Origin of the sequence: Kiloniella laminariae DSM 19542 (genome assembly GCF_000374005.1) — a bacterium.
In the GTDB taxonomy this organism is placed as follows: Bacteria; Pseudomonadota; Alphaproteobacteria; order Kiloniellales; family Kiloniellaceae; genus Kiloniella; species Kiloniella laminariae.
The window spans coordinates 442,512-457,216 of record NZ_KB893134.1; the positions used below are offsets into that span (position 1 = coordinate 442,512).

Below are 14,705 nucleotides of genomic sequence, written 5' to 3' on the forward strand. Positions count from 1 at the left end.
GGCAGAGCGATATCTGTCAATTATACAGAGAACCAGTGGTCCCGTAGCTCAGCAGGATAGAGCACCAGATTCCTAATCTGGGGGTCGCGCGTTCGAATCGCGCCGGGATCACCATTTACCCCTCCGCCCCGCCAAACATCTGATCCAGAATAAACAGGCTACATGCCACGGAAGGACCGATTAAAACTGCGAACAGTACGGTGCCGAGGCCGACGACACCGCCGAGGGACCATCCGATGATAACGGCGGATAGTTCTATGCCACTTCGGATCCAGGCAATGGGTAAATTGGTTTGTTGCTGGAGCCCGGTCATCAGACCGTCTCGGGGTCCCGGGCCTAAATTGGCGATCAGGTAAATACCGCTGCCCAATCCGGTTATCAGAATACCCAGCAGGGTGAGCAGGACTTGAGAGATGTAGATCTCTGGCGTTGGAATGTAGGGCAGGACAAATTCCAGAACCAGGGCGATAATGATGGCGTTGAGGAGAGTGCCGATGCCCGGGACCTGTTTGAGCGGCCACCAGAGTATGAGCACCGTTAAGCTGACCATAAAGGTCGAGAGACCGATGCTCCAGCCCGCCTGTTGGCTCACGCCTTGCGCCAGGACAGTCCAGGGGCTTACCCCTGTTCCGGCGGCGATCAGCAGAGCTTCACCCAGGCCGAAGATTATCAGGCCCACGATCAATAAGATCACGGTAACAAGATCGGGCCGCAGATTGAGGGGCTTTGGCGAGCTCCAGGACAGGGTGGGGACGGCCTTGACGGAGAGAAAGGAGAGACGCGGAAAAAATTTCATGTCAGGTTGGGCACCAAATATCCCATCAGAGGCCACGCATAAAAGGAGAACGGCGCAGGTGGATCTGGTCTTTGGCCGCGGCAATGATTTCCAATAACTTGTCGCTGTCTTTGGGCAGATTGCCCGCCAGCGGCAGACAGTTCGAAGCATGGTTGGAGCGGAAAATAACCGGCTTTGGCGGGTTGAGCAGCCTGAGCAGTTGTTCCTGTTCCAGCAGGATGGCATCGTCATCCTGAAACTCGAACCCCGCTTCCTGTTCGGCCATGAATTCCTCAAGGGTTGTTTCATCCAGCGTGAGCTGAAGGGTGGAAAGATAGGTCGGTGGATGTTCGTTGATCAGCTTTGCAGTGCTTGCAATATGGTCTTGCCAGCCTGCTTTCCCGGCGAGCCCGAGGATCACCGTCGCGGATACCTTCAATCCAGCGGCATTGGCATTGTCCAGGGCCATGCCGTGGGTCTTGTGCGAGGCCCTTTGATCACGCGCTTGAGCACCTGCGTCGAGCCTGATTCTATGCCCATATAGACGAGGCTGAGTTTCATCGCTTTAAGCGCGCGCAACTCATCAACAGATTTGTCGATCAGGTTCTTGGGCGTGGCATAGGCCGATACCCTTGTCAGCGCGGGAAAGGTTTCGTGCAGCTTGTTTAAAATCGCCCGAAGAGTGTCCATCGACAGGGTAAGCGCATCGCCATCTGCGAGGAAGACACGGCTTGCCGTGGGCCACTCCTGCGCCGCCCGGTCGATATCTGCGAAGACCTGATCAAGCGGTCTTGCCCGGTATGTTTTTGTCTTGTACATCGAGCAAAAGGTGCAGTAGTTGGCCGAACAGCCAAGCGTTGCCTGTATGATCAGGTTATTGCCTTCACTCGGAGGGCGATAGAGCGGCATATCGTAATAGATGATTTTTCCTCCAAGGGGGCGCTAACACAAAGCGGGGGATCCCTGACAAATTCTTACGTCTGACAAATTCATATGTATCGGGCGTTTGGTCAAGTTGGTTGACGTTTGCGGGTGCCTGCAGCTTGATCAGGAGGCTGCGCCATTTCCCCGTCGCATTATGTTTTGGGGCTGGTTGAAACGTCTGCCCTCTGAACCTTGATGTCATGATTTGGTTCTGGGGAGCTGGCGAGTAATCGGGGCTAATAATCGGGAATGTAATAAGGCGCGTCGGTCATCAGCTCTTTATATACCCCCTGGGTAACAAGCTTTAAAATTGCGTTGGAGAACAGGTTTGACAGGGCGATGCCTTCTTCATCGGGCTGGAAGGTAAAAGAGCCGCCCCAAAAGTCGATAACCTCCCCGTGGTGCAGGCCTTCCAGAAGTCCCTGTCTTTCCAGGGTCGGTACCCAGCCTGTCTGTATGATCCCGGCGTCAACTCTGTTGCCCAGGATCATCTTGGGGATCTGTTCATTACCGTTGGTTATTGATTTGGTTATCTGGGCATTGTCTTCATACTCCAAAGGAACACCATACCCCCGGGCACTTACAGCAGTTTTACCCTCCAGATCTTTGATATGGTGGGCAACAGGATCTTCCTGCTTGGTGAAAATATAGTAGCCGCCCATGATGATTGGCATCGAATAAACGGGGAGAAATGAATAGCCCAACTCTCTGATCCGTTCGATCTCGTCTGTGATGATAAACGGCCAGATAATGTCGATTTCTTTTTTAAAGAATAAATTCTGGCATCTTAATGCAGGTGCAAAAGATAACTCGAATTCATAACCGGTTTTTTTCTGAACGATTTCTATGGTTTGCTGATAAAATTTCAATAAAGGCTGCGGCCCTTCTTTGTCTTTTGTCATGCCGCCAGGGATCTCAACCGTACAGACCTTGAGCGTTTTGGCATATGAACTCGCAGGGTCTAGCATCAGGAAAAAGATTGCTAAGAGCGCGAATGGGGGCAATTTCTTCATATCTGATCCTGAGCAACGGTACCTGGTAAAATCTATTTTTGTTCACATTACAGGCAAAAAATTAGGGATTCGATAACAAGCCACATGCGATCTCTAAGGGACCTAATCAAAGGCAGGGCTGGTCTGGTGTGAATGAGTACAGAATTTTCTGATTTCAGGTTAACAACCTGAGGATGCCTTCCGCTGAATACTGTACAGCATAACCATATTCACAAATTCGCCGTCCTGTGAGAGCGGGACAAATATTGTTTCGTCGCCGACCATAACGCCGTTTGAATTGGGCATGTCAGAATCATCAAAGGCGATGCCCTTGTTCTTGATGACGTGGCCGTAATTGCCCCAGGCGTCCCCCCAGTTATTGGCGAGGAAAGTGTCTTTTATCTTTTTTCCTGTCGGGTCATTTCCTCTGATCGCAACTTCGTTTGTGCCGACCAGCCGGTAAGTCAGTTCCAGGGTGTCTCTTTCAACATCGACCAAAGTTATACCGGGTAAAAACCGGACCATTTCGATTGGATCAAAATCACTGCGGGAGGGGATTCGGCCTTCTTTGCACTTTGCTTTCCACATACGATAAAAGTCGGAGATACGTTCATCACATTGCTCCAGGAAGCTTTCATCAAAAATCCTGGCATTAAATCGCATGGAGGGTGTCATTGAGTAACGCGCTTTCGCTGAAGAAGCCGGATTGAGTGAACGGACGCTGCAAGGTTAATAATATGCCAACTTTCTACGGCTAACAACTTTAGCATAACGTAATTAACTGTTGATGCTGATGTCACTTCCGGTTTTGATGAACAAAGAAATCTTTTTGTTAACCAGCAACAGTGATCGTACCCCATGGATGAAGAACTGAGAACCGTACAGGCGCTTCTGGAGAAGCTGATCGAATTTTCTGTGGCCTATGGCTTTCAGATTATCGGGGCCGTTATTGTCCTGTTGATCGGGCTGAAGGTCGCCAGTTGGCTGGGCAAGAAGGTCAGCGGGCTTTGCCTGAAAAAGGATCTGGATCAGACGCTGGCGTTTTTCATTGGCAATATCGTCAAGATTGTCATTGTCGCCTTTGTCATCATCATCACGCTGGGTAATTTTGGCATCAGTACCGCGCCGCTGATCGCGTTGGCCGGGGCCAGTGCCTTTGGCGCGACCCTGGCCTTGCAGGGGCCACTGTCCAACTATGGTGCGGGATTGTCGATCATCCTTACCAGGCCTTTCACCATCGGCGATACCATCGAGGTCAAGGGCGGCAGCGGTGTGGTCCACGAGGTCAAACTGGCCCACACACAGTTGATCGGCGAAGACGGGGAGCTTATCACCATTCCCAACAAGCGCATTGTTGGCGAGGTGATCGTCAATTCACACAGCAACCGCATTGTTGAGACCCGCATTCCCCTGGCCCGGACAGGGGATGCCGACAAGGCCATCGCCCTGTTGCGCAAGGTACTGGATGAGGATGCGGTGGTGCCAGATGAACCACGACCCCAGATCGGGGTCCATGACTTTACCTATGGCGGCGTTATACTCGGCCTGCGCTATTGGGTGCCGAGCCAGCGCTATTTTCAGGAACGCTATCGCCTCAACACGGCGTTGTTGTCGGCCCTGAAGGCAGATAAAACAGAGCTTCTGGGGGCCGGGGGAACAGCGATTGCTCTTGAACCTTCTTCCGCTGACCAGGAAGAGATTTCCTAAAACCCCCAAATCGAGAAAGCCCTGCGCCCGTGAATTAAACCTTGGGCGTGGGATACTTTGGACTCAGGGATCTCCGGTCGCTGGGCAGGATTGCTTTTGCTGCTATTGCTTTTTCTCAGCGCGGGATAGCGCATCGATCTTGTTTTCCAATTGATCAAACCGTCCGATCAGGGCGCGGAGATCGTCATGGGTGACACTTGCCATCTCGGTTATGATTTCATCGGTCTCGCTTTCGTGCGAGCTCTGCATGGCATCAACGATAATACCAATAAACAGGTTGAGCACCGCAAAGCTGGTGATGATGATGAAAGGGATAAAGAAAATCCACGAGTGGGGGAAAATCTCCATTGTCGGGCGGACAATTCCCATGGACCAGCTTTCCAGCGTCATGACCTGGAACAGAGTATAGGCGGAGGCCGAGACTGTTCCGAACCATTCCTGCATGTTCGGATCGGGGTGCTGCCCAAAGAGCTTGGTTGTCAGAACCGCGGCAACATAAAAGACAATGCAGAGTACCCCGACAACCGACAGCATGCCGGGGATGGAGGTAACAATCGCCCCGATAACCCGGCGCATCTGCGGGATTACGGAGATCAGCCGGAGCACCCTCAGGATGCGGAAGGCACGCAAGACCGCAAAGGCACCACTTGCCGGGACCCAGGCGACTGTGACGATGATCAGATCAAACAGATTCCAGCCGGATTTAAAGAAATCAAGGCGATAGGCGTAGAACTTCAAGGCCAGTTCCAGGGAAAAAATAACCAGAATTGTTTTATCAACCCAATAGAGCAAGCTGGCATTCCGGGGGCTGAGATCCGGGCTGGTTTCCAGACCAAGGGTGATGGCATTGATGAAAATCAGGGCCACGATTCCATAGGTGAATCTATTGCCTTCAATAATTTTCCTGAGCTTTCCCGTGAAGGGAGGCTCTATGCCGTGAGCGAGCGTGTTGTTCATTGATATGACCAGGGCCTGTTACTGTCGAAAGCCTGTTAAAGGGCTGTTTAGCTTTTAATCAAGAAGTATCCGGGTAACCAAGCAGTATTTTGGATCAAGCGGCGTGAATTCAAGGGGCTGTTTCACCGATTAGCCGGACTGAAGTCCACGTGCATACAAGAGGCCGCCAGTTTTGTACAGGCGGCCTCTTGTCGAAGCAAAAAGTTGTCCGGAGCGTTCAGTTCCAGAGCCTGGCATCGCAGGAAGAGCTTCCCCTAACTTGCTCGGACTGTGGCGAGGAAGTCCTTGACCTCGCTACGCAGGTTTTCCGCCAGTAATTGCATCTCGCTGGAGGATTCCAGCAGGTGTCGTGCTTCGGTACTGACCTGGGTCGAAGTATCGGTAACAGCCGCGACGTTGCTGGACACTTCTTGAGTCCCGGCGGCGGCTTTCTGGACGCTACTGGCAATTTCCTGGGTGGCGGCACTCTGTTCTTCAATCGCAGCGGCGATGGCATTGGCAAATTCGTTGATCCGGCCAATGGTCTTGCTTATCTGGGTGATTTCCTGAACCGAGAGTGAACTTGAGTCCTGAATACCCTCGACCTGGGTCTGGATATCACCGGTTGCCTTGTCGGTCTGGTTGGCAAGGGCCTTGACCTCTGAAGCAACCACAGCGAAGCCCTTGCCGGCATCGCCGGCCCGGGCGGCCTCGATGGTGGCGTTGAGAGCCAGCAGATTGGTTTGTCCGGCAACATCNTGAATCATATTAACAACTTCGCCGATGCGTTGCGCGGCCTCTGCCAGATTGGTCACGGTGGTATTGGTTCGTCCAACCCCTTCGACCGCTTCGCTGGCAACCTGGATCGACTGGGTCACCTGCATGCCGATCTCGCGGATGGCGGCGGAGAGCTGCTCGGTTGCTGCTGCGACGGTTTGAACGTTGACCGTGGTTTCTGTCGCGGCGTTTGATACGGCAATCGCCCGGGCATTTGATTCCTCGGCACTGGCCGAAAGCTTTTTAGCAACGGTCTGGGTCTGTTGCGACGCCTGTGCCACGGTTTCGACGATGGAGAGGACGGTTTGTTCAAAGGAAGACGCCATCTGGTGCAGGGCATTACGCCTTTCGGTCGCCATGCGTTCTGCCGCCTGCTCGTTCTCTCGGGCGAGACGCTCCATTTCAACGGCGTTGTTCTTAAAGACCAGAACTGCAGCAGCCATCTGGCCAATCTCGTCGGTCTTGTCGCTGCCGGGTATCGGCACATCAAGATTACCGTCCGCGAGGCTGGTCATGGCATCGGTCATGGTCAGAACCGGCTGGGAAACCCAGAGACGAACCAGCACACCCAGCAGGCCCATAATCGCCAGGACAGCGATCAGCGCAGTTATGGTGGCCGTCAAACGAAAACGAGTCAGGTTGGCGAAAGCGGCATCCCGATCAATGGCAAAACCCAGATACCACTTCACGCTGGGCAGACCTTCAATCGGGAAAAAGGCAAACATCTGGTCACCTGAACCGGTGGTAATATTTGCCAGATCCGTGTTGATGCTCGGGGTTGCATCGGGAAAGACCTCGCTCATGGGGCGCAGGGTGAATTCTTTGTCACGATGGATCAGGACAGTGCCCTGGTCATTGACCAGAAATCCATATCCAATACCGCCAAGGTCAACACTGCGGACAATATCGCCGAGCACACCGATTTCAATGTCGCCGCCTGCAGTACCGACAACCTGGCTGCCATTGAGAACCGGGGTGGCAAGGGTAACGATCAGGTTGCCTGTGGAGGCGTCTTCATAGGGTTCGGTCAGGGTGCTGGCTTTTGCTGCGATGGCATCAATATACCAAGGACGTTTCCGGGGGTCGTAACCATCCGGCAGTTCATCGGGCGGCGACATAATCATCTCGCCCGTCGCGCTGCCGAAATAGGTGAACATAAAGTTGTTTTGTAGTACAGAGCGATCGACGATGCTTTTAACTGACTCGGTATCGCTGTTTATCGCAATGTTTTGCCCGACATTCTCAATCAGGATCTGGCGACCGACGACCCAGTTGGCGATAGAAGCTGTTGCGAGGTTGCCGGTTTCCGAAAGTTTTGATTTAAGCGATGTTTGAATGGAATCGCTCTGGTTGAAGTCAAAGTAAATAATAAAAGCGGAAAAAGTAACAACCACAATCAATGCTGCGGCAGCCAGAATACGGCTTCCGATGTTTAGTGTCATCGCTCGTGCTCCTTAGGTCGCCCTGTCTTAGCCGCAGGGGCCAGATCGGGATAAAAAACCGGAGAGGTGACCGCAATACGCTCTCCTTTGTGAAGAACCAAAGCTCATTATTCTATTAATTAATAAACAAAATTATAATAATTCTGTCATTCCGATGGATCTATTACTGTGCTTGTGACAAGTTAAGAAAAAAAACAGGTATTACCTTCAGCGTTATCTGGAACAACACCGTGGATCTTTTGTCCTGTTCCTGGCAGCCGATTTCTCCTGAATAAATTCTTTGCTGATTTTCCTGTCCGTCAAAACCAAGTGATCTGCATGGGGCTTTAATTACCGTTTTTTGCCATTAACCGTAGACAGAGATTCCGAGCAGAATCTGGCAGCGGTTCTCTGCATCGACTAAAGGCATTAACAGTCGCTCGATCTTTTTGTGTTCGGGGACAAAATACTGCGGTTTGCCCAGGCGATAGAGAACCTTGTTGGTTTCCGCGACATAGCTGTAATCTTCATAAACGCCGCTTGAAACCAGATCGGGGAAAGCTTCATCGAGCCACTGTCCGCCGGCATCCTTGCCGACAATGGTCGCTATTTCTGTTCCCATCAGCCGGAATTTAAAGCGGGTCGGACTGTGGTGGACGTCAAACATCCAGACAATCGGCAACAGCCGGGGAATATCCATGGGATCAAAGTGCTGACGTGAGGGCAACTGACCTTCTGCAGGATGGATGGACAGCCAGTAGTTATACATCTGCTGGATTTTTTTGTCCCAGCTCTCTGGACGAAGCGGGAGGTTGAAATCGGTTCTTCCTGTCATGGTCTATTAATCTTCTGTATTCTGTCTTTTGACAATCAGCCATCAGGTCATCTTTTTGGCGCTGCCAGCGGTATAGCATAACATGAGCGCCTTAACAGCGCATGAAGTCAGGCGAGATGACTGAAGGTTCGCTGTTCCATCCCGGAAATGGGATGTTGAAAACATGGCGAGTTGGAAAGACTGCTGACAAAACGGTGTCAGTAGTTCTTTGGTATCAAGTCCGTCAGGGTTTCCCTGTGGCGGAATTAAAGGCTTCTTGTACCTGCTCCGGCCTTCTTTATATTGCGACGAACCGAGGAAAAAACACCATGTATATTCTTTACCACTATCCCTATTCCCAGCACGCCCGGCGAGTGGTCTCTCTGCTGGAGGCAGCGGGACTGCCTTATGAATTACGCCATGTTGCCATGGAAAAGCAGGAGTATCTCTCGCCTGAATATCTGGCAATCAATCCAAATCACCAGCTGCCAACACTGCTGGATGGCGACATCAAGATCCATGAATCAAATGCCATTCTTCGATATCTCTGTTTCAAACATGAACTGAACGACTGGTATCCTGCTGATCTGGCTGCCCGTGCAGGGGTGGAGCAGTGGCTGGACTGGAACCAGTGTCGCTTTGGTCCGGCCGTTGTCGATCTTGTGTTAAACAAGGTCTTTATGGGGGAGGGAGGAGATAAGGCGGCAGTTGCCCGGGGAGAAGAGAAACTGAAAGAACTGTTGCCAATCCTAGCCAGTGGTTTGAGAGGGAAAGAGTTCCTGGCAGGGGAGAAGCCAAGCATTGCTGATCTTTCCGTCGGTTCAAACGTATTCCATCTTGGGTTTGCCGATGCCTTGCCACAGCAGCCCGAGATCGAGATCTGGTTTGGCAGAGTATCTGCACTGAAAGGATTTGTTGCGTCCTTGCCAGAATAGCCGAGAGAGACTGCTCCCATGCGCAGAACTGACCGCCTGTTCCAGATTATCCAGACGTTGAGGGGGGCTCGTCGTCCGGTGACGGGAGCCTGGCTTGCCGAGGAACTCGAGGTTTCGCCGCGGACGGTTTATCGGGATATCGCAGAACTCATGGCCCAGAATGTGCCAATCCGGGGAGAGGCCGGGATTGGCTATATTCTGGAGCAGGGCTATGACATGCCGCCTCTGATGCTGACATCCTCCGAGATTGAGGCGGCGGTCTTGGGCGCACAGTGGGTCGCAACCAGAGGCGACCCCGAACTGGCACGGAGTGCCCGGGATCTGATTTCCAAAATCAATGCAGCTGTACCCGAAGAGCTTCGTCCGATTGTTCTGGAATCTTCAGTCATGGCGCCAGATCTGCTCTCGTTGTCGCAAGATATCATCAATATGGAGGTCGTGCGGGACTGGGTTCGTCAGGGGCGGAAGCTGAAGATATGTTACTGCGACCTGCAGGGCCGGGACAGTTTGCGGGTGATCTGGCCAGTGGCGGTGGCCTATTTTGAGGCGACACGCGTTATTGCCGGCTGGTGTGAACTGCGTCAGGAATTTAGGCATTTTCGGGTTGATCGTATTCAGTCACTGGATTTTTTGCCGGAAAAATTCCCGGGTGATCGACGCCAGCTTTTCGCCACCTGGAAGAAAGGGGAGGAAACCAAGACTGGTCCTCGAAGTGAATGAGCCCCTGAGACAGATACGAGATGAAAGTATCAATCTCAGGACTGTGAAGTGGCTGTGTATCAGCAACTATAACGAGGCTATCTTGAGGCGATTTTTCAAGAAGAAGGCAGGGATGTTTTACGAACTTGCCAGAAGGGCCGCAAAAGGTGTCTCATATAAAAAACAGCCATATCAGAATTATAGCTTGGGAGCAGTCATGTTTAAGGCGGTCGTTGTTGAAAAGTCAGAAGATGGAAGTGTTTCGTCCGGTGTGCAGCAGCTGGATGACAGCCAGCTTCCCAAGGAGGGTGATGTTACTGTCGCGGTCGACTATTCAACAGTCAATTACAAGGATGGTCTGTGTCTGACCGGGGGCGGCGGACTGGTGCGTAGCTATCCCCATGTTCCGGGAATCGATTTTGCAGGAACAGTCGAACAGTCGAATGACGCCCGCTATAAAGCAGGCGACAAGGTCGTGCTGACCGGCTGGCGCGTCGGGGAGGCCTGGTGGGGCGGTTACGCCCAGAAAGCCCGTGTTAAAGGGGACTGGCTGGTGCCGCTTCCTGCCGGAATAACGACCCGTCAGGCGATGGCAGTGGGAACAGCAGGCTTTACGGCGATGCTGGCAGTTATGGCGCTGGAAGATCACGGACTGACACCTGAGCAGGGAGAGGTTCTGGTGACCGGTGCTGCCGGGGGTGTTGGTTCTGTTGCGACTGCTGTTCTGGCAAAGCTTGGTTATTCTGTTGCTGGAGTCACAGGACGTCCGGAAACGGCTGATTATCTCTGTAACCTTGGGGCGACCCGGATTGTTGCCCGGGAGGAGCTGAATGAAACGGTCAAACGACCGCTGGAGAGCGAAAACTGGGCGGGTTGTGTCGATGCCGTTGGTGGCGCAATGCTGGCGCGGGTCCTCGGGCAGATGAAATACGGGGCATCGGTTGCTGCTGTGGGGCTGGCCGGGGGTGCAGTCTTGCCTGCGACAGTCATTCCTTTCCTGTTACGCGGTGTTAATCTGTTAGGGATTGATTCTGTGATGCAACCCTTTGCCAGACGGGAACGGGCGTGGCAAAGGGTGGTTTCTGACTTGCCAATGGACAAGCTTGAAGCCATGAGCAAGACGGTTTCCCTAGGCGATCTGGAAGATCTTGGACCCGCGATTTTAAAAGGGACTGTGCAGGGACGTCTTGTTGTTGACGTCAATGCCTAGAAGCAAACGATATAAGGGCGCGCAGCTGATTTTTCCAAAATAATAAAACCAGAGACAATAAAAATCAGGAGCAAGGAGATTGTGGCCCCGCGCTCCTGATCTGTCAGGATATATGAAGGGGAAGGGGGAAATTCGGTGGGCCTCTGACCGGGGGTCGAGACGCTGGGACTGTGAAAGCCGGGGTTGAGTGATCGGGTGCAGAAAGACTGCGGACAATAACTTGCCGACGAGATAGGGGATCACTGACCGGGTGAGGAGCCTGTGTTACCGAAGTCAGAGAACAGGCCGGACAGGAAAGGTCCGTGATGTTTTCATACGGTTGACCGTCATCCCCTGTTTCCAGAGAAATGATTTTTAATCCGGAAGCTGTACAGATGACGTAACTGTCTTTGAAATCTGTTTCAAATTCCTGGATAGACAAGGCCCAGCTTTGCCCAAGCGGTAAAAGTGCCTGAAGTAACAGGGAAAGAACTGCAAGATACGAGAAAACAGGACGCGGCAGCCTAAAGCGGGGTGAGAAACCGCCTTTGCTGATTGGTCTCTGATCTGTCGTAAGCGGCACGCGCTATTCCTGTTTGAGAGTGTTCAGGACGGTTACATCTCTTGCGACAGCCTGGTTCCCCCGCCCATGAGACTGAGCGGCAACAGAATGTGCGTGCAAGGATATGTATCAGGAGGCTATGTCAGTGACAGCGGCACTTCATTGATTTCGATCAATTCAGAAGATATTAAAACCTGTTTCTCAAAGGCCTATAAATCGCTATTGCTGTTTGTCGATAAAAACATTCTTTCCCGGATCAGAGACCTATTCCTTGCAAGACCACAATCATTCTCCTGTTTTATGTATCGGTGCAGCCCATTGGGATGTGCGTTCACAGTGCAGCACCCCTGTTCGCAGGGGCACGTCTAATCCTGTGAGTGTATCCCGCTTTCCAGGAGGGGTAGCACATAATGTGGCCATGAACCTCTGTCGCCTGGGAGGGCAGGTTGGTCTGGCCAGTCGTTGGGGAGATGATCCGGCGGGCGATGCCATAGCCCGGCATCTTGCTGCCAGCGGTCTCAGCTTGCTGGCTCTGCCAAGGTCAAAAAACGCCCCGACAGCAACCTATACGGCGGTACTCGAACCGGATGGTGAGCTGGCTGTCGGACTTGCCGATATGGCCATATATGATGAATTAACTCCCGATCTGCTGGAACCCTTGCACAGAGAGCTGTCTTCCTTTCCAATCTGGTTTGTCGACACAAATATCCCGGCCAAAACACTTGAGGCGCTGGCAGACTGGCAACAGGGGCATGGTTTGCTGACGGCAGATGCCGTATCTGTTGCCAAATCAACCCGGTTGCTCAATTTGCTGGATCGTCTCGGATTGCTTTTTTGCAACTGTGACGAGGCTGCCGAGTTGAGTGGCGTGAGCATCGGTGATGTTGGTGATATCCACGATGCTGGAGTGGCCCTGATCGCCAAGGGAGTTGGCGCGGTGATGATCTCGGCAGGCAAGGAAGGGGCATTCCTGTTCCAAAAAGGGATACAGGAACATTTTCCCGCCCGAAAAGTTGAAGTGGTGGATGTTACCGGAGCAGGAGATGCCCTGATCGCCGGAACCCTGCACGGAATTGCCCGGGGGTTTGACTTCGCCAGAGCAGTACAACGGGGTGTTGCGGCAGCGGCACTAACGCTGGAAAAACACGGTGCGACATTTGAGGGCTTGCATGAAAAGGACCTTGATGCTTTTGTCGCGGGCTTGAAATAAGTTGGTGAGATAATGAATTCTGATTTGAAAAAATATATTGATATCGCCCCTGAAGTTGCCAAAGCCCTTGCTGATGGGCAGGCCGTTGTGGCGCTTGAATCGACAATCATTGCGCATGGCATGCCCTACCCGCAGAATGTTGAAACCGCACGTGAAGTTGAAAATATCATACGGGCTGAAGGTGCGGTGCCTGCAACCATTGCTGTTCTTGATGGGCGCATCTGTATCGGGTTGGACGAGGCGGCGCTTGAACGGCTGGGGCAGGCCAGGGATGTGGCAAAGCTCAGTCGACGGGATCTGCCGATGGTTGTTGCACGCAAGGGGGATGGCGCCACGACTGTCGCGGCGACGATGATCTGTGCGGCTATGGCAGGAATTACCGTTTTTGCCACAGGAGGCATCGGTGGTGTACACCGCGGGGCGGAAGACGATTTTGATATTTCTGCTGACTTGGACGAACTGGCAAAAACACCGGTTTCTGTCATCTGTGCCGGGGCAAAGTCGATTCTCGATCTTCCCAAAACCCTCGAATATCTTGAAACGCGTGGCGTGCCTGTTGTTGGTTATCAAACAGACCAGTTTCCGGCATTTTATTGTCGGGAAAGTGGTCTTGCTGCACCGTTGCGGGCTGATGATCCCCAGACCATCGCCGCGATGATCCGTGTTCAGCGTGAACTTGGTTATGCAAGCGGATCGGTCATTGCCAATCCGATTCCGGCCGAATTTGCCATGGAGGCAGCAGAGATGGACCGGGTTATTGCGTCCGCCCTTTCTGCTGCTGGTCAACAGGGCATCAAGGGCAAGGCGGTTACGCCGTTTCTACTCTCGAAAATCGTTGAGATGACAGAGGGGCGCAGTCTTGAGGCAAATATTGCATTGGTGAAGAACAATGCTGTTCTTGCTGCCCGAATTGCCAAGGGGTTAAGTGCAGAAGCTTGATAACAAGCTGTTAAACTCGACCAAACAGGCATGAGCCCGATACAATTTTGAGAGATCCCCCGGCGAATATTGTTTTAATACTGTCCGGGGGATTTTTTTTTCTTGAATTTTGAACAGTGTTCATTATTTTGTATCTAGTCCTTATTAGATTGGAGTTTTCATGGCCCGACGGGTTGATCACAGTCATGAAGAGTTGTTCGAGATGACGATAGATGCTGCAAAAAGTCTTGTTGTAGAACAGGGGTATCGAGCGATTTCCATTCGCAAAATTGCCGATGTGATCGGTTATGCGCCGGGGACGATCTATAACGTCTTCAAGAATTTTGACGACTTGATGCTGAGGGTGAACGGGCAAACATTGGACGCCTTGCATGGAGAGCTTCCCAAGAGATCTGCAATGCGCACGGTTGAGGAAAATATTGAAACCCTGGTGGAGAGTTATCTGGGGTTCGTCAGCAACAACAGCAGACTCTGGCAGGCTTTGTTCGAGCATAGTTTGCCCCAGCAACAGGAACTTCCGGGGTGGTATCAGGATAAAATTGAAAGACTTCTTTTGCGTATTGACGAGTGTCTCGAACCGCTTTTTAGCGAAACACCCAAGCGTGAACAGCGTTTGGTGTCAGCAACACTTTGGGCCAGTCTGCATGGAGTCAGCTCCCTGGCGTATGCCGGGAAACTTGGTATCGTCTCTCGGGTATCCATGGAAGAAATGTCCCGCCTTCTGGCGAAAAATTTTATCCGAGGGTTGGGGCTGGAGCACCCGTATCAACCCAACCGGCATTCGTAATATTCGCAGTGTATTTATGGTCTTATGGAAAGGGCCCT

Annotated in this window: 16 protein-coding genes and 1 tRNA gene; 8 read left to right on the forward strand and 9 right to left on the reverse strand. The window is 52.3% G+C overall.

The window, feature by feature from the left end; translation table 11 throughout:
- Positions 1-37: 37 nt before the first annotated feature.
- Positions 38-114, forward strand: a tRNA-Arg gene (locus B152_RS0102145).
- Between the two features lies 1 nt (position 115).
- Here the strand turns inward: B152_RS0102145 and yczE are convergent.
- From yczE to B152_RS24885, 5 genes are all read right to left on the reverse strand, one after another.
- Entirely contained in the window at positions 116-796 is a 681-nt protein-coding gene (gene yczE, locus B152_RS0102150; protein ID WP_026261205.1) for a membrane protein YczE, read from the reverse strand.
- 25 nt (positions 797-821) lie between these two features.
- Complete coding sequence (locus B152_RS26370; protein ID WP_211212094.1) at positions 822-1,244, reverse strand: hypothetical protein; 423 nt, start codon at positions 1,242-1,244, stop codon at positions 822-824.
- Positions 1,211-1,684, reverse strand: a complete 474-nt coding sequence (locus tag B152_RS26375; protein ID WP_211212095.1) for a radical SAM protein — start codon at positions 1,682-1,684, stop codon at positions 1,211-1,213. The genes B152_RS26370 and B152_RS26375 overlap by 34 nt, the downstream gene beginning before the upstream one ends.
- 251 nt (positions 1,685-1,935) lie before the next feature.
- A complete protein-coding gene (locus B152_RS0102160) occupies positions 1,936-2,712 on the reverse strand; it encodes a type 2 periplasmic-binding domain-containing protein (RefSeq protein WP_020590732.1) in 777 nt (258 codons plus the stop codon).
- A 159-nt stretch (positions 2,713-2,871) separates the two neighbouring features.
- Positions 2,872-3,366: a PAS domain-containing protein gene (locus B152_RS24885; RefSeq protein WP_083921772.1), complete on the reverse strand. Its 495-nt coding sequence runs from the start codon at positions 3,364-3,366 to the stop codon at positions 2,872-2,874.
- A gap of 183 nt (positions 3,367-3,549) precedes the next feature.
- Here B152_RS24885 and B152_RS0102170 point away from each other — a divergent pair, with 183 nt between their 5' ends.
- Positions 3,550-4,398, forward strand: a complete 849-nt coding sequence (locus tag B152_RS0102170; RefSeq protein ID WP_020590734.1) for a mechanosensitive ion channel family protein — start codon at positions 3,550-3,552, stop codon at positions 4,396-4,398.
- 102 nt (positions 4,399-4,500) lie between these two features.
- Here the strand turns inward: B152_RS0102170 and B152_RS0102175 are convergent, their stop codons facing one another.
- The 3 genes from B152_RS0102175 to B152_RS0102185 form a co-directional block, all read right to left on the reverse strand.
- The gene (locus B152_RS0102175; RefSeq protein ID WP_026261206.1) at positions 4,501-5,355 is read right to left on the reverse strand and encodes an ion transporter; all 855 of its coding nucleotides are present in this window, start codon (positions 5,353-5,355) and stop codon (positions 4,501-4,503) included.
- Positions 5,356-5,609: 254 nt separating this feature from the next.
- On the reverse strand, positions 5,610-7,553 hold the full coding sequence (locus B152_RS0102180; RefSeq protein WP_020590736.1) for a methyl-accepting chemotaxis protein: 1,944 nt from the start codon (positions 7,551-7,553) through the stop codon (positions 5,610-5,612).
- Between the two features lie 346 nt (positions 7,554-7,899).
- On the reverse strand, positions 7,900-8,367 hold the full coding sequence (locus tag B152_RS0102185; RefSeq protein WP_020590737.1) for a PAS domain-containing protein: 468 nt from the start codon (positions 8,365-8,367) through the stop codon (positions 7,900-7,902).
- Between the two features lie 308 nt (positions 8,368-8,675).
- Here B152_RS0102185 and B152_RS0102190 point away from each other — a divergent pair, with 308 nt between their 5' ends.
- From B152_RS0102190 to B152_RS0102200, 3 genes are all read left to right on the forward strand, one after another.
- Complete coding sequence (locus tag B152_RS0102190) at positions 8,676-9,281, forward strand: glutathione S-transferase family protein (RefSeq protein ID WP_020590738.1); 606 nt, start codon at positions 8,676-8,678, stop codon at positions 9,279-9,281.
- An 18-nt stretch (positions 9,282-9,299) separates the two neighbouring features.
- Positions 9,300-10,001 (forward strand): helix-turn-helix transcriptional regulator, encoded by a 702-nt coding sequence (locus tag B152_RS0102195; protein WP_020590739.1) that lies wholly within the window; start codon positions 9,300-9,302, stop codon positions 9,999-10,001.
- A 196-nt stretch (positions 10,002-10,197) separates the two neighbouring features.
- Entirely contained in the window at positions 10,198-11,190 is a 993-nt protein-coding gene (locus B152_RS0102200; protein WP_026261207.1) for an MDR family oxidoreductase, read from the forward strand.
- Positions 11,191-11,293: 103 nt separating this feature from the next.
- On the opposite strand, the gene B152_RS0102205 is transcribed toward B152_RS0102200, so the two are convergent.
- Positions 11,294-11,752 (reverse strand): hypothetical protein, encoded by a 459-nt coding sequence (locus B152_RS0102205; RefSeq protein WP_020590741.1) that lies wholly within the window; start codon positions 11,750-11,752, stop codon positions 11,294-11,296.
- A gap of 250 nt (positions 11,753-12,002) precedes the next feature.
- Between B152_RS0102205 and B152_RS22195 the strand changes: the two genes are divergently transcribed.
- The 3 genes from B152_RS22195 (at position 12,003) to B152_RS22200 (ending at position 14,667) form a co-directional block, all read left to right on the forward strand.
- Complete coding sequence (locus B152_RS22195; protein WP_157230776.1) at positions 12,003-12,941, forward strand: carbohydrate kinase family protein; 939 nt, start codon at positions 12,003-12,005, stop codon at positions 12,939-12,941.
- A gap of 24 nt (positions 12,942-12,965) precedes the next feature.
- Positions 12,966-13,880, forward strand: coding sequence for a pseudouridine-5'-phosphate glycosidase (locus B152_RS0102215; protein WP_281168703.1), 915 nt, complete (start codon positions 12,966-12,968; stop codon positions 13,878-13,880).
- Between the two features lie 160 nt (positions 13,881-14,040).
- Positions 14,041-14,667, forward strand: a complete 627-nt coding sequence (locus B152_RS22200; RefSeq protein WP_020590744.1) for a TetR/AcrR family transcriptional regulator — start codon at positions 14,041-14,043, stop codon at positions 14,665-14,667.
- The last annotated feature ends 38 nt before the right edge of the window (positions 14,668-14,705 follow it).